This window comes from Pseudomonas sp. BP11-1-1 (genome assembly GCF_052112105.1).
Lineage (GTDB): Bacteria > Pseudomonadota > Gammaproteobacteria > Pseudomonadales > Pseudomonadaceae > Aquipseudomonas > Aquipseudomonas alvandae.
Window position 1 is genome coordinate 435,211 of the sequence record NZ_JAUTYU010000002.1, and the last position, 21,083, is coordinate 456,293.

General features: G+C 62.1%; 26 protein-coding genes. 10 read left to right on the top strand and 16 right to left on the bottom strand.

The annotated features are described in order from the left end of the window. Positions 1–268: 268 nt before the first annotated feature. The 4 genes from ftsY (at position 269) to rpoH (ending at position 4,320) form a co-directional block, all read left to right on the top strand. Positions 269–1,666 carry a signal recognition particle-docking protein FtsY gene (gene ftsY, locus Q7C33_RS05605; RefSeq protein WP_407682974.1) on the top strand — a complete coding sequence of 466 codons (1,398 nt, stop codon included), beginning with the start codon at positions 269–271 and terminating at the stop codon, positions 1,664–1,666. After that, positions 1,663–2,334, top strand: a complete 672-nt coding sequence (gene ftsE / locus Q7C33_RS05610) for a cell division ATP-binding protein FtsE (RefSeq protein WP_030137923.1) — start codon at positions 1,663–1,665, stop codon at positions 2,332–2,334. The genes ftsY and ftsE overlap by 4 nt, the downstream gene beginning before the upstream one ends. Continuing rightward, on the top strand, positions 2,331–3,353 hold the full coding sequence (gene ftsX, locus Q7C33_RS05615; RefSeq protein WP_030137922.1) for a permease-like cell division protein FtsX: 1,023 nt from the start codon (positions 2,331–2,333) through the stop codon (positions 3,351–3,353). The genes ftsE and ftsX overlap by 4 nt, the downstream gene beginning before the upstream one ends. A gap of 112 nt (positions 3,354–3,465) precedes the next feature. Further along, positions 3,466–4,320: an RNA polymerase sigma factor RpoH gene (rpoH, locus tag Q7C33_RS05620; RefSeq protein ID WP_030137921.1), complete on the top strand. Its 855-nt coding sequence runs from the start codon at positions 3,466–3,468 to the stop codon at positions 4,318–4,320. Positions 4,321–4,521: 201 nt separating this feature from the next. Here rpoH and mtgA read toward each other — a convergent pair whose 3' ends face one another. After that, positions 4,522–5,244, bottom strand: coding sequence for a monofunctional biosynthetic peptidoglycan transglycosylase (gene mtgA / locus Q7C33_RS05625; protein WP_030137920.1), 723 nt, complete (start codon positions 5,242–5,244; stop codon positions 4,522–4,524). Between the two features lie 73 nt (positions 5,245–5,317). On the opposite strand from mtgA, the gene Q7C33_RS05630 reads away from it, so the two are divergent. The 4 genes from Q7C33_RS05630 to trmB all read left to right on the top strand — a co-directional run bounded on the left by Q7C33_RS05630 (position 5,318) and on the right by trmB (position 7,567). Beyond that, complete coding sequence (locus tag Q7C33_RS05630) at positions 5,318–5,698, top strand: DUF423 domain-containing protein (RefSeq protein WP_030137919.1); 381 nt, start codon at positions 5,318–5,320, stop codon at positions 5,696–5,698. 84 nt (positions 5,699–5,782) lie between these two features. After that, complete coding sequence (gene thiS, locus Q7C33_RS05635; RefSeq protein ID WP_018609493.1) at positions 5,783–5,983, top strand: sulfur carrier protein ThiS; 201 nt, start codon at positions 5,783–5,785, stop codon at positions 5,981–5,983. Positions 5,984–6,037: 54 nt separating this feature from the next. Continuing rightward, positions 6,038–6,832 (top strand): thiazole synthase, encoded by a 795-nt coding sequence (locus Q7C33_RS05640; RefSeq protein ID WP_003177480.1) that lies wholly within the window; start codon positions 6,038–6,040, stop codon positions 6,830–6,832. 9 nt (positions 6,833–6,841) lie between these two features. Continuing rightward, complete coding sequence (gene trmB / locus Q7C33_RS05645) at positions 6,842–7,567, top strand: tRNA (guanosine(46)-N7)-methyltransferase TrmB (protein ID WP_030137918.1); 726 nt, start codon at positions 6,842–6,844, stop codon at positions 7,565–7,567. A 145-nt stretch (positions 7,568–7,712) separates the two neighbouring features. Here trmB and Q7C33_RS05650 read toward each other — a convergent pair whose 3' ends face one another. The 9 genes from Q7C33_RS05650 to Q7C33_RS05690 form a co-directional block, all read right to left on the bottom strand. Further along, positions 7,713–8,036, bottom strand: coding sequence for a DUF3392 domain-containing protein (locus Q7C33_RS05650; protein ID WP_014340681.1), 324 nt, complete (start codon positions 8,034–8,036; stop codon positions 7,713–7,715). Positions 8,037–8,054: 18 nt separating this feature from the next. Then, positions 8,055–9,254: a radical SAM family heme chaperone HemW gene (gene hemW / locus Q7C33_RS05655; RefSeq protein WP_030137917.1), complete on the bottom strand. Its 1,200-nt coding sequence runs from the start codon at positions 9,252–9,254 to the stop codon at positions 8,055–8,057. Continuing rightward, entirely contained in the window at positions 9,251–9,847 is a 597-nt protein-coding gene (rdgB, locus tag Q7C33_RS05660) for an RdgB/HAM1 family non-canonical purine NTP pyrophosphatase (RefSeq protein WP_030137916.1), read from the bottom strand. Before rdgB ends, hemW begins: the two co-directional genes overlap by 4 nt. Beyond that, positions 9,844–10,278, bottom strand: a complete 435-nt coding sequence (locus tag Q7C33_RS05665; protein WP_198796882.1) for a DUF4426 domain-containing protein — start codon at positions 10,276–10,278, stop codon at positions 9,844–9,846. The genes rdgB and Q7C33_RS05665 overlap by 4 nt, the downstream gene beginning before the upstream one ends. Positions 10,279–10,303: 25 nt before the next feature. After that, complete coding sequence (metW, locus tag Q7C33_RS05670; protein WP_198796881.1) at positions 10,304–10,924, bottom strand: methionine biosynthesis protein MetW; 621 nt, start codon at positions 10,922–10,924, stop codon at positions 10,304–10,306. A 7-nt stretch (positions 10,925–10,931) separates the two neighbouring features. Beyond that, positions 10,932–12,071 (bottom strand): homoserine O-succinyltransferase MetX, encoded by a 1,140-nt coding sequence (metX, locus tag Q7C33_RS05675; protein ID WP_407682975.1) that lies wholly within the window; start codon positions 12,069–12,071, stop codon positions 10,932–10,934. A gap of 272 nt (positions 12,072–12,343) precedes the next feature. Then, a complete protein-coding gene (locus Q7C33_RS05680) occupies positions 12,344–12,934 on the bottom strand; it encodes a YggT family protein (RefSeq protein WP_198796880.1) in 591 nt (196 codons plus the stop codon). A 10-nt stretch (positions 12,935–12,944) separates the two neighbouring features. After that, positions 12,945–13,763, bottom strand: coding sequence for a pyrroline-5-carboxylate reductase (gene proC / locus Q7C33_RS05685; RefSeq protein WP_198796879.1), 819 nt, complete (start codon positions 13,761–13,763; stop codon positions 12,945–12,947). Positions 13,764–13,791: 28 nt separating this feature from the next. Beyond that, complete coding sequence (locus Q7C33_RS05690; RefSeq protein ID WP_407682976.1) at positions 13,792–14,484, bottom strand: YggS family pyridoxal phosphate-dependent enzyme; 693 nt, start codon at positions 14,482–14,484, stop codon at positions 13,792–13,794. Between the two features lie 56 nt (positions 14,485–14,540). Between Q7C33_RS05690 and Q7C33_RS05695 the strand changes: the two genes are divergently transcribed. Beyond that, entirely contained in the window at positions 14,541–15,575 is a 1,035-nt protein-coding gene (locus Q7C33_RS05695; RefSeq protein WP_198796877.1) for a type IV pilus twitching motility protein PilT, read from the top strand. A gap of 175 nt (positions 15,576–15,750) precedes the next feature. On the opposite strand, the gene Q7C33_RS05700 is transcribed toward Q7C33_RS05695, so the two are convergent. Next, positions 15,751–16,362: a C40 family peptidase gene (locus Q7C33_RS05700; RefSeq protein ID WP_030137908.1), complete on the bottom strand. Its 612-nt coding sequence runs from the start codon at positions 16,360–16,362 to the stop codon at positions 15,751–15,753. 248 nt (positions 16,363–16,610) lie between these two features. On the opposite strand from Q7C33_RS05700, the gene Q7C33_RS05705 reads away from it, so the two are divergent. Then, positions 16,611–17,039: an NINE protein gene (locus tag Q7C33_RS05705; RefSeq protein ID WP_030137907.1), complete on the top strand. Its 429-nt coding sequence runs from the start codon at positions 16,611–16,613 to the stop codon at positions 17,037–17,039. A gap of 123 nt (positions 17,040–17,162) precedes the next feature. Here the strand turns inward: Q7C33_RS05705 and Q7C33_RS05710 are convergent, their stop codons facing one another. The 5 genes from Q7C33_RS05710 to Q7C33_RS05730 all read right to left on the bottom strand — a co-directional run bounded on the left by Q7C33_RS05710 (position 17,163) and on the right by Q7C33_RS05730 (position 21,056). Continuing rightward, entirely contained in the window at positions 17,163–18,434 is a 1,272-nt protein-coding gene (locus tag Q7C33_RS05710) for a dihydroorotase (RefSeq protein ID WP_217860556.1), read from the bottom strand. Further along, positions 18,431–19,435, bottom strand: coding sequence for an aspartate carbamoyltransferase catalytic subunit (locus tag Q7C33_RS05715; RefSeq protein ID WP_003177495.1), 1,005 nt, complete (start codon positions 19,433–19,435; stop codon positions 18,431–18,433). Before Q7C33_RS05715 ends, Q7C33_RS05710 begins: the two co-directional genes overlap by 4 nt. A 24-nt stretch (positions 19,436–19,459) precedes the next feature. Further along, positions 19,460–19,966: a bifunctional pyr operon transcriptional regulator/uracil phosphoribosyltransferase PyrR gene (gene pyrR, locus Q7C33_RS05720; RefSeq protein ID WP_030137905.1), complete on the bottom strand. Its 507-nt coding sequence runs from the start codon at positions 19,964–19,966 to the stop codon at positions 19,460–19,462. Positions 19,967–20,049: 83 nt separating this feature from the next. Further along, positions 20,050–20,487 carry a Holliday junction resolvase RuvX gene (ruvX, locus tag Q7C33_RS05725; protein WP_030137904.1) on the bottom strand — a complete coding sequence of 146 codons (438 nt, stop codon included), beginning with the start codon at positions 20,485–20,487 and terminating at the stop codon, positions 20,050–20,052. Next, the gene (locus Q7C33_RS05730; protein WP_030137903.1) at positions 20,487–21,056 is read right to left on the bottom strand and encodes a YqgE/AlgH family protein; all 570 of its coding nucleotides are present in this window, start codon (positions 21,054–21,056) and stop codon (positions 20,487–20,489) included. The genes ruvX and Q7C33_RS05730 overlap by 1 nt, the downstream gene beginning before the upstream one ends. Positions 21,057–21,083 lie beyond the last annotated feature (27 nt).

Consider the following 21,083-nt stretch of genomic DNA (forward strand, 5'->3'; position numbering starts at 1 on the left):
TTACTGGCGGCCACGCCTATCGGGTCTTTTATCGGCCCAAGGTTGTCTGGGTTCTGGGCATTAACGTTGGGTTTTTTCGTGGATCCCCGCGTTTTCGCCGATGATGCCGTACCAGTCCTTCGAAAAAATCGACCAAGAGGTGTCCTGGCGACATTTCGACAATCTGTTGCGCGTGAACAAGCTGGATGAAACGCAGTCTGTTCAGCATCGAATATTTATCACCGAGGCGCCCTCGTGGCGCGTCGCTACCGTGAGATAGCCGTCCTCCATGTTTGGTTCCAACGACGACAAGAAGACCCCAGCTGCGGCTGGCGAGAAGAAAAGCCTGTTCGGATGGCTGCGCAAGAAGCCGCAGGAAACCGTTGCCGAACAGCCACAACCGCAGCCAGAGCCCGCCGAAGCGCCGGTGGCCGAAGAGGCCGCGCCCATTGTCCTGCCGATTGCCGAACCGGTATTGCAGCCGGCCGAGCCTGAAGCCGAGCCAGTGGCTGAGCCGGTGCTCGAGCAACCCCTGACTCCGCCCGCCGGGCAGACGCCCTGGCTGACCCTGCCCGTGGCGGAAGAGCCGGTCGCGCTGGTGGAGGACGCCCAGGCGCCCCACGTCACCCCGCCAATTCCCGCCCCGACGCAACCGGAGGAAACACCGAGCGCCGTGGTCGTGCCTCCGGTTCCAGATCTTGTAACAGAGCCAGAGCCAGAGCCAGTAGAGGTTCCGGTCCCGGCCGAAGAGAACAAAGTCGGCTTCTTTGCCCGCTTGAAGCAGGGCCTGTCCAAGACCAGCGCCAGCATCGGCGAAGGCATGGCCAGCCTGTTCCTGGGCAAGAAAGTCATCGACGATGAATTGCTGGAAGACATCGAGACCCGCCTGTTGACCGCCGATGTCGGCGTCGAGGCCACTTCCGTGATCATCCAGAGCCTGACCCAGAAGGTCGCGCGCAAACAGCTGACCGATGCCGATGCACTGTACAAATCCCTGCAAGGCGAACTGACCAACCTGCTCAAGCCGGTGGAAAAACCCCTGGTGGTGGCCTCGCAGAACAAGCCATTCGTGATTTTGGTCGTGGGCGTCAACGGTGCCGGCAAGACCACCACCATCGGCAAGCTGGCGAAGAAGCTGCAACTCGAAGGCAAGAAGGTCATGCTCGCCGCCGGCGATACCTTCCGCGCTGCCGCAGTCGAACAGCTGCAAGTGTGGGGCGAACGCAACAAGATCCCGGTGATCGCCCAGCACACCGGCGCCGACTCCGCCTCGGTGATCTTCGACGCCGTGCAGGCCGCCAAGGCCCGGGGCATCGATGTGCTGATCGCCGACACGGCCGGTCGCCTGCACACCAAAGACAACCTGATGGAAGAATTGAAGAAGGTCCGCCGGGTAATCGGCAAACTCGACGCCGATGCGCCTCACGAGGTCCTGCTGGTGCTGGACGCCGGTACCGGCCAGAACGCCATCAACCAGGCCAAGCAATTCAACCAGACCGTCGAACTGACGGGGTTGGCCCTGACCAAGCTCGACGGCACTGCCAAGGGCGGGGTGATTTTCGCCCTGGCCAAGCAGTTCGGCCTGCCGATTCGCTACATCGGCGTGGGCGAAGGCATTGACGATTTGCGCACCTTTGAAGCCGAGCCTTTTGTCCAGGCATTGTTTGCCGAGCGGGAGCATTCATGATTCGTTTCGAACAGGTCGGTAAACGCTATCCGAACGGTCACGTCGGCTTGCATGAGCTGAGCTTTCGGGTCCGTCGGGGCGAGTTTCTGTTTGTCACCGGCCATTCCGGCGCTGGTAAAAGTACCTTGCTTCGCCTGCTGCTGGCGATGGAGCGACCCACCACCGGCAAGCTGCTGTTGGCTGGCCAGGACCTGAGCACCATCAGCAACGCCCAGATTCCCTTCTTGCGCCGCCAGATCGGCGTGGTATTCCAGAATCACCAGTTGTTGTTCGACCGCACGGTGTTCAACAACGTCGCGCTGCCGTTGCAGATCCTTGGGTTGTCCAAGGCCGAGATCAACAAACGCGTGGATTCGGCCTTGGAACGCGTAGCGTTGTCGGACAAGACCGACCTTTATCCGGGCGACCTGTCCACCGGCCAGCAACAGCGCGTGGGTATCGCCCGCGCCATCGTCCATCGTCCGGCCTTGCTGTTGGCGGATGAACCCACCGGTAACCTCGACCCACGACTGGCGGCAGAAATCATGGGCGTATTCGAAGACATCAACCGTCTGGGCACCAGCGTACTGATTGCCAGTCACGACCTGGCCCTGATCGCACGCATGCGTCATCGCATGCTCACCTTGCAGCGCGGTCGACTGATCGGTGACGGGGAGGCAGGTGTATGAGCGCAACCCGAAGCCCTAAAGTGGCCGAGCGTGTAGCCCCCAAGGCCTCCGATCCGCAGCCGCCGAAAAAGAAACGCGACGATGACGACGGTCCGGATTTCGCCACGCTGCTACATGCCTGGATCGAAAGCCATCGCGCCAGCCTGCTCGATAGCCTTCGGCGCCTGGGCAAGCAGCCCATCGGCAGTTTCTTTACCTGCATGGTCATGGCAGTGGCCTTGAGCTTGCCCATGGGCCTGTCATTACTGCTGAATAATGTCGAACGCCTGGGTGGCTCCTGGCAGCGTGCGGCGCAGATCTCCCTTTATTTGCAACTGGATGCGACGCCGGGCGAAGGCGAGGCGCTGCGTGAGCAGATCAAGGCCATGCCGGGCGTGGCCGATGCCGAGTACGTGGGGCGCGAGCAGGCTCTTGAGGAGTTCCAGCAGCAATCCGGCCTGGGCGAAGCCCTCAAGGAACTGCCGGAAAACCCGCTGCCGGGCGTGGTGCTGGTGACCCCGAACGAGGTCGACAAGCCGACCCTTGAAGCATTGAGACAAAGACTTTCCGAATTGCCGAAGGTACAACAGGCACAACTTGATCTAGTCTGGGTCGAGCGTCTTGCGGCGATACTCAAGCTCGGCGACCGGTTTGTCTTCGGCCTGACGGTGCTGCTGGTTTCCGCATTACTTTTGGTGATAGGCAATACCATTCGTCTTCATATTGAAAACCGCCGCACCGAGATAGAAGTGATTAAACTCGTCGGCGGTACGGACAGTTATGTACGCAGGCCCTTCCTTTATATGGGGGCGCTGTATGGCTTCGGTGCCGGGATCCTGTCCTGGGGCGTATTGGCGTTCGGCCTGGATTGGCTGAACGATGCGGTAGTGGGTCTGGCCGGTTTGTACGGCAGCGATTTCTCGCTGGCCGGTGTGCCAGTCGCCGACGGTCTGTCGCTCTTGCTTGGCGCGGTGCTGTTGGGTTATATCGGTGCATGGATTGCGGTAGCACGCCACCTGCGTGAGCTTGCTCCAAAATAGTATTTTTTGCGCGTATTGACCTTTCAGTTTTTGTGGGAACTTGTCCTACGGTTCCCGGTCAATTTTCGCAGTGCTGAACTGCACGAGTTATGTGAGTCGGAGGTTTTTTCGTATGACCACTTCTTTGCAACCTGCTTATGCTCTAGTCCCGGGTGCAAACCTTGAGGCCTATGTGCACACGGTGAACAGCATTCCATTGCTGTCGCCCGAGCAGGAGCGTGAACTGGCCGAGAGTCTCTATTATGAGCAGGATCTTGAGGCGGCTCGGCAGATGGTGCTCGCCCACCTGCGTTTTGTCGTACATATCGCCCGCAGCTATTCCGGCTACGGGCTGGCCCAGGCCGACCTGATCCAGGAAGGCAACGTTGGCCTGATGAAGGCGGTCAAGCGTTTCAACCCGGAAATGGGTGTGCGCCTGGTGTCGTTTGCGGTGCACTGGATCAAGGCGGAAATCCACGAGTTCATCCTGCGCAACTGGCGCATCGTGAAAGTCGCGACCACCAAGGCCCAGCGCAAGCTGTTCTTCAACCTGCGCAGCCAGAAGAAGCGCCTGGCCTGGCTGAGCAACGAGGAAGTCCATCGCGTAGCCGAAAGTCTAGGTGTGGAACCTCGTGAAGTGCGCGAAATGGAAAGCCGCCTGACCGGCCATGACATGGCCTTCGACCCGGCCGCCGAAGCGGACGACGACAGTGCTTTCCAATCGCCGGCCAATTACCTGGAAGACCACCGGTACGACCCGGCGCGTCAACTGGAAGACGCCGACTGGAGCGACAACTCCAACACCAACCTGCACGAAGCCCTGGAAGTGCTGGACGAACGCAGCCGCGACATTCTCTACCAGCGCTGGCTGGCCGAGGAAAAAGCCACGCTGCACGACCTGGCGCAGAAGTACAACGTGTCGGCCGAGCGGATTCGCCAGCTTGAAAAGAGCGCGATGAACAAGCTCAAGGTGTCGATCGCGGCCTGACCTGCGATAAAGGCCACAAACAAAACGCCCCGATCAGTGATGATCGGGGCGTTTTTTATTGTGCGCGATGTTGGATTCGACCCGGGTCCCTTGTGGGAGCGAGCTTGCTCGCGATGGCGGTGGGTCAGTCGACATCTCTACTGAGTGCTCAATTGTCATCGCGAGCGAGCTCGCTCCCACAGTTGATTATTGGTGTCTCGGCTACTGCGCCCAAGGCGCCCGCCGCGCATGATCGAGTTCCAGCAGATAACCATCGCCCCCCAACTGGCTCATCTGCTGACGAATCCAGCCCGCCCGCCGTAGCACATAAGGGCTCGGTCGGCTGGCGCTCCATTTGCGCGGGTTGGGCAGCACCGCTGCCAACAAGCTGGCCTGTTGCCGGGACAAGGCATCGGCACTTACGCGAAAGTGGTGCCGCGCCGCTGCTTCCGCGCCGAACACCCCGTCGTCCCACTCGACACTGTTGAGGTACACCTCAAGGATCCGCTGCTTTGGCCAGAACACTTCAATCAGCGCGGTGAACCAGGCTTCCAGCCCCTTGCGCAGCCAACTGCGACCGGACCACAGAAACAGGTTCTTCGATACTTGCTGGCTAAGGGTGCTGGCGCCACGAATTGAACCGCCGCGTCCGTTATGGGCGAACGCAGCCTGGATTGCACTGATGTCGAAGCCCCAGTGTTCGGGAAACTTCTGATCTTCGCCGGCAATCACCGCCACCTTGAGGTTGTCGGAAATCTGGTCCCAGGGTTGCCAGTCGCGCTGCAGGTCGATGGGTTCGCCACCGAACCAGGATTCAACCTTGCGCTCGATCATCAGCGCGGTGAATGGCGGCGGCACCACGCGAAACAACAGCACCAGCACAACACTGCCGACGGCGAACCAGAGCAGGGCTTTAACGAATCGTCGAAACAATGTACGCAGCATAGAGATGGCTTGGCCGAACCCGTCGAGCGGGCCATTATACAGACCCTGTCCACCGAGTCTGATCGGAGTTCCCATGTTGCGTAGCTTTCTGATGCTGGCGGCTTTTTTCGGCTTCACCGGCGTGGCCTTAGGTGCGTTTGCCGCCCATGGCCTGAAAAACCGCCTGAGCGCCGATTACCTGGCGATTTTCCACACCGGCGTCACCTATCAACTGGTGCATACCCTGGCCCTGCTGGGTGTCGCGCTGCTGGCCACGCATATTCCGGGTCGTATCGTCACGTGGGCCGGGATCTCATTTGTGATCGGCATCCTGCTGTTCTCCGGCAGCCTTTATTTGCTGACCCTCACCGGCATCAGCAAGCTGGGCATCATCACGCCCCTGGGCGGCGTGGCCTTTCTGATCGGCTGGTTATGCCTGGGCATCGCGGCCTGGCGCCTGCAACTTGCCGCGTGAAGCTTGAAGCTGACCAAGGGACTTGGGTCACCCAGACTGATCGGGCTAGAATGCCAGCCCCTAAAAATGATGGCGGCATCCGGCATGCGCATTCAGTTGAACGGCGAACCCCTTGACCTGCCCGACGGCGAAACCGTTGCGGCCCTGCTGACCCGTCTGGAACTTACCGGACGCCGCGTCGCGGTGGAGCTCAATCTGGATATCGTCCCGCGCAGCCAGCACGCCGAAACCACGTTGAACGACGGTGATAGCGTCGAAGTGGTCCACGCCATTGGCGGTGGCTAGTCGCCTCGATTTCGCAGCCTTTCGCAAGAACCTCACCCCTACAGAGGATTTCCCATGAGCATCGTTCGTAGCGACAAGCCTTTCGTCCTGGCCGGTCGTACCTACCAGTCGCGTTTGCTGGTAGGCACCGGCAAATACCGCGACATGGAAGAGACCCGCCTGGCCATCGAAGCCTCGGGCGCCGAGATCGTGACCGTCGCCGTGCGCCGGACCAACATCGGCCAGAACCCGGGCGAACCGAACCTGCTGGATATCCTGCCGCCGGATCGCTACACCATCCTGCCGAACACCGCCGGTTGCTTCGACGCCATCGAGGCCGTGCGCACCTGCCGCCTGGCCCGTGAGCTGCTCGATGGCCATAACCTGGTGAAGCTGGAAGTGCTGGCGGACCAGAAAACCCTGTTCCCCAACGTGATCGAAACCCTCAAGGCTGCGGAGACGCTGGTCAAGGAAGGTTTCGACGTGATGGTCTACACCAGCGATGACCCGATCATCGCCCGTCAACTGGCGGAAATCGGCTGCATCGCGGTCATGCCGCTGGCCGGCCTGATTGGCACCGGCCTGGGGATCTGCAACCCATACAACCTGCAGATCATCCTGGAAGAAGCCAAGATCCCGGTGCTGGTGGATGCCGGTGTCGGTACCGCCTCCGACGCCACCATCGCCATGGAGTTGGGTTGCGAGGCGGTGCTGATGAACTCGGCCATCGCCCATGCCCAGCAACCGATCCTGATGGCCGAAGCCATGAAGCACGCCATTGTTGCCGGCCGCCTGGCCTACCTCGCGGGCCGCATGCCGAAAAAACTCTACGCCAGCGCGTCTTCGCCGCTGGATGGTCTGATCAAGTAAGAGCCATTGATGACTGAATCGAACGACACGCCTGTCCTGCCGGAAGAGGGCGAAGAGCGCCAGCACCGCCGCATCAAGAGTTTCGTGATGCGCGCCGGGCGCATGACTGAAGGCCAGCAACGCGGCCTGGAGCAAGGCGCCCCGCTTTACGTCCTGCCCTTGGCCGATGCGCCGGTGGATTTTGACCAGGTCTTCGGCCGCTCGGCGCCGCGCTCGCTGGAAATCGGCTTTGGCATGGGCCATTCGTTACTGGAGATGGCTGCCGCTTCGCCGGAGCAGGATTTCATTGGCGTGGAAGTACACCGCCCGGGCGTCGGAGCACTGCTCAACGGTGTGTTGACCCAGGGCCTGACGAACCTGCGGGTCTACGATTGCGACGCCATTGAAGTGCTCAATCGCTGCATCGCCGACAACAGCCTCGACCGACTGATGTTGTTCTTCCCGGATCCTTGGCACAAAAGTCGTCACCACAAGCGCCGGATCGTCCAGGCGTCGTTCGCTGAGCTGGTGCGTAGCAAGTTGAAGGTCGGCGGTGTGCTGCACATGGCTACCGACTGGGAGCCCTACGCCGAATACATGTTGGAAGTGATGAACGTCGCCCCGGGTTATCGCAACCTGGCCGAAGACGGCAAGTGCGTACCGCGCCCGGCCGAACGGCCGATCACCAAGTTCGAACGCCGTGGCGAACGGCTTGGGCATGGGGTTTGGGATTTGAAGTTCGAGAAGCTGGCCTAAACACCAGAAGACCCATGGTGAAATGGTACTCCCTGTGGGAGCGAGCTTGCTCGCGATGAGGGCATGACATTCAACATCAATGTTGACTGTTACACCGCCATCGCGAGCAAGCTCGCTCCCACAGTTGTTTTTGGTTGTGGCTGAATCAGCGCCGATCCGCCACCACGCCAATCAACACCAGCACCACCAACAACACCGGGGCCAGGCTGTAGTTGTTGAACTGGCTCAAGCCTCGGACGATCCACGGCGTGGCGTAGATCAGCGCGGCGCCACTGCCGATCATGCACAGCAGGGCAATCAGCGGGACGCGCAACGCGCCGGCGATGCTGCCCAGGCGTTGTTCGACCCAGCCCTTGATATCGGCACCAAACAGCACCAGCAGGCAGCCTACCAATGCCAGGGAGATTTCCGACAGGTTGCTGCGGCTCCAGCGGGACACAGTGGCGAGCAGGTCGAGTACCAGATCCATTCGATTTCCTTGTGTTGATCAGCTCAGAAATGTTTGCAGCAAGTCATTGAGAAACAGCTGTCCGCGCTCGGTCGCCGCCAGACGTGACGGTTCGACCTGCAACAACCCACTTTGTTCGGCCTCGCGCCGGCCTTCGGCCAGGCTCTCAAGGGGCAGACCGGTGCGCTCCGGGTACAGCCGCGCTTCCACGCCTGCGGTCAGGCGCAGGGCATTCATCAGGAACTCGAACGGCAGTTCCTCGTTGGCGAGGGTTTTCTCACCCGCCTGGAAGCTTTTGGCCGGATTCAGGTAATCCTTGGGCAAGCGGGTCTTCCAGGTGCGCACGATGCGCCCGTCCGGATGGCTGAGCTTGCCGTGGGCCCCGGCGCCGATGCCGATGAAATCGCCGAAGCTCCAATAGTTGAGGTTGTGCCGCGCCGCCCGACCGGGCTGGGCATACGCCGAGACTTCGTACTGGGCGTAGCCGTGCTCGGCCAGCAATGCCTGCCCGGCTTCCTGGATGTCCCACAGCGTGTCGTCTTCCGGCAATGTTGGCGGCTGGTTCCAGAACACGGTGTTCGGCTCCAGCGTCAGCTGGTACCAGGACAAATGAGTGGGCTTCAGCGCAATGGCCTGGCGCAGGTCGCTCAAGGCGTCTTCGAGGGACTGGTCAGGCAAGCCGTGCATCAAGTCGAGGTTGAAGTTGTCGAACCCGGCCTGGCGGGCCATGCCAGCGGCGCGCACCGCCTCATCACCGTTGTGGATCCGGCCCAGCGCTTCGAGCTTGGCCTGCTGGAAGCTCTGGATGCCGATGGACAGGCGATTGATGCCCAGCGCCCGGTAGGCGACGAACTTCGCTTGCTCGAACGTTCCGGGGTTGGCTTCCAGGGTGATTTCAATGTCCGGCGCGAAGGGAATGCGCGCCTCGACACCCTGGAGAAGCCGTCCCAGCGCCTGGGCGCTGAACAGGCTTGGCGTACCGCCGCCGAAAAATATCGAACTCAGTTCACGACCATGAACCGCGTGCAGATCCTGGTCGAGATCGGCCAGCAAGGCGTCGACATACTCTTCTTCCGGCAACTGCGGGCTGGCGGTGTGGGAGTTGAAGTCGCAATACGGACATTTGCGCACACACCACGGGATGTGGACGTACAACGCCAGGGGCGGCAGCACCGGCAGTGGCGCCCGAGGGGTTTGCGCGCCGCCGTGGATCAGCGGTGCGGGGGCGTCGGTGGTCATTGCAGGCCTAGGCGCTGGCGCAGCAGGGCCATGGCGCGGGCGCGGTGGCTCAGTTGGTTCTTTTCGACCGGTCCCAGCTCGGCGCTGGAGCAACTGCGCTCCGGCACCCAGAACAATGGGTCATAGCCGAAACCGTGTTCGCCGCTGGCTTCGGTGAGGATGCGTCCATGCCACAGGCCTTCGCAGAGGATCGGCAGCGGGTCATCGGCATGGCGCACCAGCGCCAGCACACATACGAACTGCGCGCCGCGCTCGGCTTCAGGAACATCCTTGAGGGCTTCGAGCAGCTTGGCGTTGTTCGCCGCATCACCCTTGCCATCGGCGTAACGGGCTGAGTAAATGCCCGGCGCGCCGCCGAGGAAGTCCACCGCCAGGCCGGAATCGTCGGCCAGCGCCGGCAGGCCGGAGATGCGCGCGGCGTTGCGGGCCTTGAGAATGGCGTTCTCGACGAACGACAGGCCGGTCTCTTCCGGTTCCACCTGGCTGAACTCGCCGATCGAGCGCAATTGCACCGACCCGCCGAGCATGGCCTGGAGTTCCTTGAGTTTGCCGGCGTTGTGGCTGGCCAGCACGAGTTGGGTGAGCTTGATCATTGGCCCGGGAACAGTTCCTGGTTGAAGTTGAGGGTGTTGATCTTGTCGCCGATTTGCACCTTGATTTCAAAGGTACGGGTTTCCTGCTGGTCCACCGGGTATTGGGCGACGTAGTAAATCGCGCCTGGCTCGGTGATCTGGCGGAAGCTGAGCGGGACCGTCTTGCTGGTCAGGTCCTTGACCGTGCCGCTGACCTGGGCGATCAGCGGCTTACCACCCTTGATCACCGAAACATTGATCACGCCCTGGTTCTTGCTGCGGATCAGTTCGGCGCCCTTGGCGATGTCAGGCGTTAGGAAGGTGGAGTTGAACGTGTTGTAGTGCACGGTGACGTCACCGAACACTTCCTTGCGCTCGCCCTTGATGACATCGGCGGCCATGACGCCGACGCTTAGGCAGGCGGTGATGAGAAACAACCCTAGACGTTTCATGTCGTGCTCCTGGAAAGGCCGGCGTTTACACCGCGACCTGATGATCGGCGAGGCCTGGGCTGCTGACCCGATAGATGCCTATCTCACCTAACAGATTAGGCCAAAGCTTGCTCGCCCACCCGTGGCGGTGCTGCTGGTCTACGGCCAGGCGATCAATGACCTTGGCTTCGCGTTCGCGGCACAACTCCTCGAAATCCTCGAAGGTGCAGAAGTGGATGTTCGGCGTGTTGTACCAGGTGTAGGGCAGGAACTCCGACACCGGCATCCGCCCCTTGCTCGCCAGGTACCAGCGGCACCGCCAGTGACCGAAGTTGGGGAAGGTGATGATGCACTGGCGCCCGACGCGCAGCATTTCGTCGAGGATCTTGTCCGGGTAGTGCACGGCTTGCAGGGCCTGGGTCATGACCACGATGTCGAAGCTGTTGCTGGCGAAGTTGCCCAGGCCCTTGTCCAGGTCCTGCTCGATGACGTTGATGCCCTTGGCCACGCATTCGGCGATGTTGTCCGGGTCGTTTTCCAGCCCGTAGCCCGTCACTTGCTTGTTGTCCCGCAGCCAGGTCAGCAATTCGCCGTTGCCGCAGCCCAGGTCGAGCACCCGGCTGCCGGCGGGGATCCATTCCTGGATGATGTCCAGATCGGCTCTCATGGCGTCCTCACAGCGTAATACGGTTCATGTAGTTGCCGAACGCCTGCAGGTAGCGCGGGATCGGGATCAAAAAGGCGTCGTGGCCCTGGGGCGCGTCGATTTCCAGGTAGCAGACGTCCTTGCGCGCGGCCATCAGTGCGTCCACCAGTTCCCGGGAGCGGGCCGGGGAGAAGCGCCAGTCGGTGGTAAACGACATCACGCAGAACTTGGCGGTGGCGTTGGCGAAGGTTTTCGCCAGGTTATCGTCGAAGTTCGCCGCCGGATCGAAGTAGTCCAGCGCCTTGGTCATCAACAGGTAGGTGTTGGCGTCGAAACGCCCGGAGAACTCTTCTCCCTGATAACGCAGGTAGCTCTCGACCTGGAACTCGACGCTGTGGAAGTCGTAGTTGAGCTTCTCGCTCTTGAGACCACGGCCGAATTTCTCGCCCATGGAATCGTCGGACAGGTAGGTGATGTGCCCGACCATCCGTGCCAGCATCAGCCCGCGCTTGGGGATCACGCCGTGTTCCTGGAACGAGCCGCCGTGGAATTCGGGGTCGGTGAGGATCGCCTGGCGCGCCACTTCGTTGAAGGCGATGTTCTGCGCCGACAGCTTGGGTGCCGAGGCGATTGCCAGGCAGTGGCGCACACGGTCCGGGTAGGTGATGGTCCATTGCAGCGCTTGCATGCCACCCAGGCTGCCGCCGATCACCGCTGCCCATTGGGCGATGCCGAGACGGTCGGCCAGGCGCGCCTGGCTGTGGACCCAGTCTTCCACGGTCAGCACCGGAAAATCGGCGCCGAAGGGCTTGCCGGTGTCCGGGTTGATACTGCTGGGGCCGGTGGAGCCGTTGCAACCGCCGAGGTTGTTCAGGCTGACGACGAAGAACTTGTTGGTGTCGATGGGCTTGCCCGGGCCGATGCAACTGTCCCACCAGCCGGGCTTGCGGTCATCGACGCTGTGGTAGCCGGCGGCGTGGTGATGCCCCGACAAGGCGTGGCAGATCAGCACGGCATTGCTCGCCGTGGCATTGAGGGTGCCGTAGGTTTCGTAGATCAGGTCATAGGCTGGCAACGAACGGCCGCAGGCCAGGGCCAGGGGCTCGCTGAAATGCGCCATTTCAGGCGTCACCAGACCAACGGAATCGGGGGGAAAGGCAGCTGGCATCGACCCTGCTCGCGTTGAAATGAGGCGTAAGTCTAAAGACCGCTGGGGTTAGCGGCAAGCAAACGGCGCAAGCGGGGAATCCGATGGTTGCGAGCGGATTTATTTGTGGCGAGGGGATTTATCCCCGTTGGGCTGCGAAGCAGCCCTGAAACCTGAGTATGCGGAGTATCAGGCTGGCCGAGTTGTCTGCTTTGGGGCCGCTTCGCGGCCCAGCGGGGATAAATCCCCTCGCCACAGACAGGTCCTTTGCCACAGGGATCAGGTTGCCTGGATCAAATAAGCACCCGCAAAATCTCCGGCATCATAGTCATCGCCGCCAAATTGTTGATCACCAGCATGTCGAGCAGCTTGAGCACCATGAACGCCAGGATCGGCGAGATATCCAGGCCGCCGAGGTTCGGCACGATGCGACGGAACGGCGCCAGGGCCGGCTCGCAGATCTGGTTCACCAGTTCGGCCCCCGGGTTGTGGCTGCCCGGTGCGACCCAGGACAGGATCACGCTGATGATCATCGCGAAGAAAAATATGTTCAGGAACAGCGCGGTCACGCCAATGAGCGACCAGATCAGCAGTTGCAGCGGGTTGCCGGTGGTGCCGTAGGTCAGCAGCAGGGTCAGCGCCATCAGCGCCAATTGCACCAGGATCGCCAACACCAGCGAGGACATGTCCAGGCCGAACAGGCTAGGGATGATCCGGCGCAACGGCTTGAGCAGCGGCTGGGTAGCCTTGACCACGAACTGGCACAGCGGGTTGTAGAAGTTGGCGCGCACCAATTGCAATACGAAGCGCATCAGCACGATCAGCAGGTACAGGCTGCCGAGGGTTTGCAGGACATAGACCGCTGCAGTGTTCAATCCAATCATGAATGGCTCCTTATTGGCCCAGTTGTTCGGCCATTTCGGCCGAGCGGTGCGCGGCGGCGCCGAGTGCTTTTTCCACCAGGGCTTCGAAGCCGCCGGCCTGGAATGATTTGATGGCCGCTTCGGTGGTGCCGGCCGGAGACGTCACGCGACGGCGCAGCTCGGCCGCATCGACGTCGCTGGACACCGCCATGTGGGCGGCACCGAGGGCCGTCTGCAAGGTCAACTGGGCGGCGGTCTCGCGGGGCAGGCCGAGTTTCTCGCCGGCGGCGGTCATGGCTTCGATCAGCAGGAAGAAATACGCCGGGCCCGAGCCGGAGACGGCGGTGACGGCATCCAGTTGCTGCTCGGTCTCCAGCCACAGCGCCAGGCCGACGGCCGACAGCAGTTCTTCGGCCTGCTGGCGCTGTCCGGTGCTCACTTGGCCGGTTGCATACAGGCCGCTGACACCCTGGCGTAGCAGGGCCGGGGTGTTGGGCATGCAGCGCACGATCGGCTGGGCGCCGAGCCAGTTGTTCATGCTCGCGCAGGTAATGCCCGCGGCGATCGACACCACCAGTTGATGAGGCTGGAGATTCGGGCGAAGGGCTTCGCAGACGGTCTTCATCGCTTGCGGCTTGACCGCCAGCACGATGACGTCCACGCCGTCGATGGCCTGGGCGTTGTCGGCGAAGGTTTCGATGCCGTGCTCGGCGCTGACCCGCTTGCGAGTCTCTTCACCCGGATCGCTGGCGCGAATCATGGATGCGTCCAGGCCCTTGGCCCGCAGGCCGCCGATCAGGCTGGCGGCCATGTTGCCGGCGCCGATAAAGGCAATACGCGTGTTGCTCATGACAGGTCCTTATAAAGAGATGAATGGATCAGCTGGGTGTTTGACCGTAGTCGCGAGCGCCAAACAATGCAGTACCGATGCGCACCCAGGTGGCGCCTTGGGCGATGGCGGATTCGAGGTCATGGCTCATACCCATGGATAACGTATCCAGGGGCAGGTCCAGGCTGGCTTGCAGGCGCTGGACGGCCGCAAACGCCGCGTCCTGCTCGGCGCGATCGTCGGTCGGTTCGGGAATGGCCATCAACCCGCGCAACGTGAGATGCGGCAATGCAGCGATGGCCTTGGCGAGGGCTGGCAGGTCCGTTGGTGTGCAACCGGATTTACTGGCTTCGCCGCTGACGTTGACCTGGATGCAGATGTTCAACGGCGGCAGCTCGGCCGGGCGCTGCTCGGACAGGCGTTGGGCAATTTTCAGGCGATCCACGGAGTGCACCCAGTCGAAATGTTCGGCAATAGCGCGCGTCTTGTTCGATTGAATGGGGCCAATGAAGTGCCAGATCAAGGGCAGGTCGGTCAGTTCCGCCTGCTTGCCGAGCGCTTCTTGCAGGTAGTTCTCGCCGAAGTCCCTGAGGCCGGCGGCATAGGCTTCGCGCAGGGCCTGGGCGGGCTTGGTCTTGCTCACTGCCAGCAGTTGGACGCTGTCTGCGGCACGCTGGGCGGCGTGCTCCGCCGCATGGATGCGCGATCTAACCTGAGCAATGTTGTCTGCTATCGTGGTCATAAAGAAAGGCCAGCGGGTCTGAGGTTCGCGGCATTCTACTGGAATTGAGGAGCGCTATGGATATCACTGAACTGTTGGCCTTCAGCGCCAAACAGGGGGCGTCGGACCTGCACCTGTCCGCCGGGCTGCCGCCGATGATCCGTGTCGACGGCGATGTGCGACGGATAAACCTGCCGGCACTGGACCATAAACAGGTTCATGAGCTGATCTACGACATCATGAACGACCGGCAGCGAGTGGATTACGAGAAATTTCTGGAAACGGATTTCTCCTTCGACGTGCCGGGTGTGGCGCGGTTCAGGGTCAACGCCTTCAATCAGAATCGTGGCGCCGGGGCGGTGTTCCGGACCATCCCGTCGAAAGTCCTGACCATGGAAGACCTGGGCATGGGCGAGGTGTTTCGCAAGATCACCGAGGCCCCACGCGGGCTCGTACTGGTGACCGGGCCTACTGGTTCAGGCAAGTCCACGACCCTGGCGGCGATGATCGATTACCTGAATAGCCACAAGCACCATCACATCCTTACCATCGAGGACCCGATCGAGTTCGTCCATGAACCGCGCAAATGCCTGATCAACCAGCGCGAGGTGCACCGCGACACCCAAGGTTTTTCCACGGCCCTGCGCTCGGCCCTGCGGGAAGACCCGGACGTGATCCTGGTGGGGGAAATGCGTGACCTGGAAACCATTCGCCTGGCGCTGACCGCCGCTGAAACCGGGCACTTGGTGTTTGGTACGCTGCACACCACATCGGCAGCCAAGACCATTGACCGGGTGGTGGATGTGTTCCCCGGCGACGAAAAGTCCATGGTTCGCTCGATGCTGTCGGAGTCGCTTCAAGCGGTGATCTCCCAGACGCTGGTCAAGAAGATCGGTGGCGGCCGGGTCGCTGCACACGAAATCATGCTCGGCACCTCGGCGATCCGCAATCTCATCCGGGAAGACAAGATCGCGCAGATGTATTCGTCGATCCAGACCGGCGGCTCGCTGGGGATGCAGACGCTGGACATGTGCCTGAAAGAGTTGGTGAACAAGGGGCTGATCAGCCGCGAACATGCGCGGGAGCGGGCGCGTACGCCGGATAATTTCTAGGGTAGGAGGCAGTACCGCTTTTGTGGCGAGGGAGCTTGCTCCCGCTGGGGCGCGGAGCGGCCCTGAAGGCGGCTGCCTGGGACTGTCTGGGTGACGGTGGCGTCTGGTTTGGGGCTGCTTCGCAGCCCAGCGGGAGCAAGCTCCCTCGCCACAAGGGCCATGCGAGCTCTTCAGCTCAGCGCTGAACCACCCGCATCGCACCCGGCTCTTTCGGCAGCACCCGCTTGGCAACCACGTAATGGGTGTTCCAATACGGCTTGTTCAGCGTGTCGATGGTCACCGACTTGCCCCGCCGTGGCGCGTGGATGAAGCGGTCGTTGCCCAGGTAGATCGCCACGTGGTTGACCCGGCGGCTCTTGAGCTTGAAGAAAATCAGGTCGCCAGGCTTCAAGTCCTTGCGCTCGACTTTCTCGCCATGACCGGCAGCCATCGCATTGGAGGTGCGCGGCAGGTCGAACGTGGCGTCGTTGAAGGCGTACTTCACCAAACCGCTGCAATCGAAACCTTTGCTTGGGCTGCTGCCGCCCCAGCGGTAAGGTGTGCCCAGTACATTCACGGCGCGGCTCAACACGTTGCTGCTCGCTTTGGTCGCCATGGGCGGAACCAGCTTGCTGTTGGTCGTGCTCAGGCGCTGGGTGCCTGGGTTGTTTTTGCTCCCTGGAGCAGAAACATGGGATTTCGGGGTGTAGCCGTTGACGTTGGGAAGACGTTGCTCACGATTGGTGGCGTGGGCGGCCAGTGGCAATAATAGGCAGATGGTCAGCCATGTCTTGAAAAATGGACGCATTAGGCAAGGCTCATAAAGGTTAGCGCGCAACTTTATAACAGCTTTTTTCGCCGTTTCGAGGCCGTTTGTCGATCCGGAACCCAGCCTGAACCCTGCACAATTGCGACAATTGATCCAATTGTCCGACAAGACCCCCATAGCACGGGCGTTTCACAGGTCCGAGTCGCTCAGGACCGCTTGTCGGCGAGACACAAAAAAGTCACAAAAAGTCCGAACAAATTTTTCTATCGAGGCAAAAGAGGCCATTCATGAACAGCTATCAGCAGGACGCAACCCGTGACACCCATAGCAAAGTGATCGGGTATCTGCTCTGGATTTTCGGCTTCACCGGTGCGCACCGTTTCTATTACGGCAAGCCGGTGACTGGCACGATCTGGTTCTTCACCTTCGGCCTGCTGGGCATCGGTTGGTTGATCGACCTGTTCCTGATCCCGGCCATGGACCGCGAAGCGGATCTGCGTTTCACCCCGGGACCTATCGAATACACCGTGGCGTGGATTCTGCTGACCTTCCTCGGCGTCTTGGGCGTGCATCGCATGTATCAGGGGAAGTGGCTCAGCGGGATTATCTATCTGCTGACCGGCGGGGTGTTTTTCCTGGGTGTGCTGTATGACTTCTGGACGCTGAACGACCAGGTGTCGATTCGTAATGCGCAGAAGCGTGGGGCTTTTCACTAAGACCGAGTTGCCTGCATCGCGAGCAAGCTCGCTCCCACACTGGATCGGAGGTGTTCACATATCCTGTGTTCACCGAGATCCCTGTGGGAGCGAGCTTGCTCGCGATAGGAGCGACGCGGTTTTTCAGGCCTGGTGGGTAATCCGCCCATCCATCAGCGTATAGCGCACCACCCCCGGCAGGCTGTGACCGAGGAACGGGCAGTTGTCGCCCTTGGAGCGCCAGGCTTCGCCAGCCACGGTGGACGCGGCGGGGTCGAACAGCACCAGGTCCGCCGCCGCACCCACGGCCAGTTTCCCGACCGGCAATTGCAGGGCCTGGGCCGGGCCGGCGCTCAGGCGCGCCAGCAAGGTTGGCAAGTCCAGCAAGCCGTCCTCCACCAGCGTCATGGCCAGCGGCAACAGCAGTTCAACGCTGCTGATGCCCGGTTCGGTGGCGCCGAAGGGTGCCAGCTTGGCGTCGCGCTCGTGGGGCTGGTGATGGCTGGAAATGGCCGAGATCACCCCGGACTTCACCGCCTCGCGCAAGCCTTCGCGGTCGGCGCGGGTGCGCAGCGGCGGCTGGACGTGATAGACGCTGTTGAAATCGATCAGCGCCTCATCGGTCAGGATCAACTGATACAGCGCCACGTCGGCGGTCACCGGCAAGCCGCGGGCCTGGGCCTGGGCGATCAGCGCCGCGCCACGGGCGCTGGTCAGTTGGCTGAAGTGGGCGCGCACGCCGCTTTGTTCCACCAGCAGCAGGTCCCGGGCCAGGGCCACGGTCTCGGCCGTTTCCGGAATGCCCGGCAGGCCGAGGAAGCTGGCGGTCGGGCCTTCATGGGCGAGACCGCCTTCGGCCAGGTCGTGATCCTGGGAATTGAAGATGACGGTCAGGCCGAAAGTCGCCGCATATTCCAGTGCGCGACACAGCGTACGGGTGTTGCGGAAGCTGTTCAGGCCATTGCCGAACGCCACGCACCCGGCATCACGCAGGGCGATCAGCTCGGCCAATTGCTCGCCATCGAGGCCTTTGCTCAGTGCGCCAATCGGGAAAACCTTGGTGTTGCCGGCTTCGCGGGCGCGGTCGAGGATCAGTTCGGCCACGGCCGATGTGTCCAGCACCGGTTTGGTCTGCGGTGGGCAGCACAGGCTGGTCACGCCACCGGCGGCGGCGGCGCGGGTTTCGCTGACGATGCTGCCTTTGCGGCTGTAGCCCGGCTCGCGCAGGGCGACGTTGAGGTCCACCAGGCCAGGGGCGGCGACCAGGCCTTGGGCGTCGAGGGTCTCGACCGCCGCGAAGCCTGCCGGCGCCGCGCCAAGGGCGACGACCTTGCAGGCATCGATATGAATGTCGGTCACTTGATCCAGGCCGCTGGCCGGATCGATCACGCGTGCGCCGAGAATGCTGAGCTTCACTGGGCGTTCTCCTGGTCAAATTGGCGCTGGGCCGTTTGCCCGCTCATGGCCATGGACAGCACGGCCATGCGGATGGCGATGCCGTAGGTCACTTGGTTGAGGATCACCGAATGCGGCCCGTCGGCCACCGCCGACTCGATCTCCACGCCGCGGTTGATCGGCCCCGGGTGCATGACGATGGCATCCGGCTTGGCCCCGGCCAGGCGCGCGGTGGTCAAGCCGAACAAGCGGTAGAACTCGCCTTCGCTGGGCAGCAGGCCGCCGGTCATGCGTTCGCGTTGCAGGCGCAGCATGATCACCACGTCCACATCCTTCAGGCCTTCGGTCATGTCGGTGTAGACCTTCACACCGTATTGCTCGACGCCGATGGGCAGCAGGGTTTTCGGCGCGATCACGCGGATGTCCGGGCAGCCGAGGGTCTTGAGGGCCAGCATGTTCGAGCGGGCCACCCGCGAGTGCAGGATGTCGCCGACGATGGCCACCGACAGGTTCTCGAAGCTGCCCTTGTGCCGGCGGATGGTCAGCATGTCCAGCATACCCTGGGTCGGGTGGGCGTGACGGCCGTCGCCGCCGTTGATGATCGCCACTTGCGGGCACACGTGTTCGGCAATGAAGTGCGCTGCACCGGAATCACCGTGGCGCACGACGAACATGTCGGCGGCCATAGCTTCGAGGTTACGCAGGGTGTCGAGCAGGGTTTCACCCTTGCTCGCCGAGGACGTGGAGACGTTGAGGGTGATCACGTCCGCCGACAGCCGCTGGGCCGCCAGTTCGAAGGTGGTACGGGTGCGGGTGGAGTTTTCGAAGAACACGTTGCACACGGTCTTGCCGCGCAGCAACGGGACTTTCTTCACCGCACGGGCGCCAACTTCGAGGAACGAGTCGGCGGTGTCGAGGATTTCTGTCAGCAGCTCGCGGCGCAGGCCGTCGAGGGACAGGAAGTGCCGCAGCTGGCCCTGATCGTTGAGCTGCAGCGGGCGCTTGGTTTCGAGAGGCGTCATCGCGATGGACTCTTACAAGGGCAGTTAAAGGGCAAGGTCTTGCAGTTCGAGTTGCAGCGGCGACGGCCCGGAGAGCTTGACCCGCTCATGGGCGGCCAGCGTCAGTGTCGCGCCGACCACGTTCGGCCGGATCGGCAGCTCGGCGGCGTCCAGGTCCAGCAGGCACACCAGCGTCACGCTGGCCGGGCGGCCGTAATCGAACAGTTCGTTCATGGCGGCGCGGATGGTCCGGCCGCTCATCAGGACGTCGTCGATCAGCACCAGGTGCTGGCCTTCGATCTCGAATGGCAGGGCCGAGGGGCGCACTTGCGGGTGCAGGCCGTTCTGGCTGAAGTCGTCGCGGTAGAAGGACACGTCCAGGGTGCCCAGCGGCGAATCGCTGCCCAGCTCATCGAGCAAGGCCTGGGCAACCCAGACGCCGCCAGTGCGGATGCCGATGTAGCGCGGTTCGCTGATGCCGCGTTGTTCCAGGTGCGCCGTAAGACGGATCGCCATCTGGCTGATCAGCTCGGCGGGATTGGGCAGGCTCATGCTGGCTCCTTCAGGTTTCCGGGTCGGTGCTCGTGACTCGGTTTATCGCTAAAAGAAAGCGCCTTGGCGGCGCTTTCAAAAAATCAGGTTTCGAACAGGGCGGTATTGGCATCGAGCCAGCCCTGCAACAGCAGGGCGGCGGCGATGGCGTCCACCGGGTTGTCGCGGTAACTGCCTTTCTGCCCGCCGCGCACCAGGCGTTCGCCCTTGGCCTCGAAGGTCGTCAGGCGCTCATCATGGGTATAGAAGGGCAGGTTGAAGCGGCCGTTGAGCCGGCGGGCGAACTTTTCGGCGCGCAGGCACATGTCGCTGGGCGTGCCGTCCATGTTCAGCGGCAGGCCGACCACCACGGCGTCGGGTTTCCATTCCTTGATCAGCGCTTCGACCTGGTTCCAGTCCGGAACGCCATTCTGCGCCTTCAAGGTGCACAGCTCACGGGCCTGGCCGGTAATGACCTGGCCGACCGCAACGCCGATCTGTTTGGTGCCGTAATCGAAGCCCAGCAGCAAGCGCAAGGCCATCAGGCGTGTCCCGCCTGGCTGGTGAGCAGGCTGAGGTTGACACCCAACCGGCTGGCCGCCGCTTCCAGGCGCAGTTCGCTGCTGGTATTGAAGAGGATGTCGGCGTCGAACGGGCAGGTCAGCCAGGCGTTATCCGCCAGCTCGGCTTCCAGTTGCCCGGGTTCCCAACCGGCATAGCCGAGGGCAATCAGGCTTTTTTGCGGGCCGACGCCGTCGGCGATGGCGAACAGCACGTCCTGGGAGGTGGACAGCGACACACCGTCCAGGTCCACCGTGGCCTGGAATTTGGGGCCCGACGGATGGAGCACGAAACCGCGATCGGTCTGCACCGGGCCACCCATAAAAATCGGCACATGCTGGCACAGCAGTGGCGGTTCGACCTCGGGGCGCAATTGCTCAAGGATGTCCGCCAGGTTCAGCTCCTGCGGGCGGTTGACCACCAATCCCATGGCCCCGTTCGCCGTGTGCTCGACGATGTAGGTCAAGGTGTGGGCAAAGTTCGGATCGGCCATGTGCGGCATGGCGATCAGGAAATGATGCTTGAGGTAGGTGGGGCTGACGTTTTTCATAGGCGCTAGTGTGGCGGGGCAGGGCCG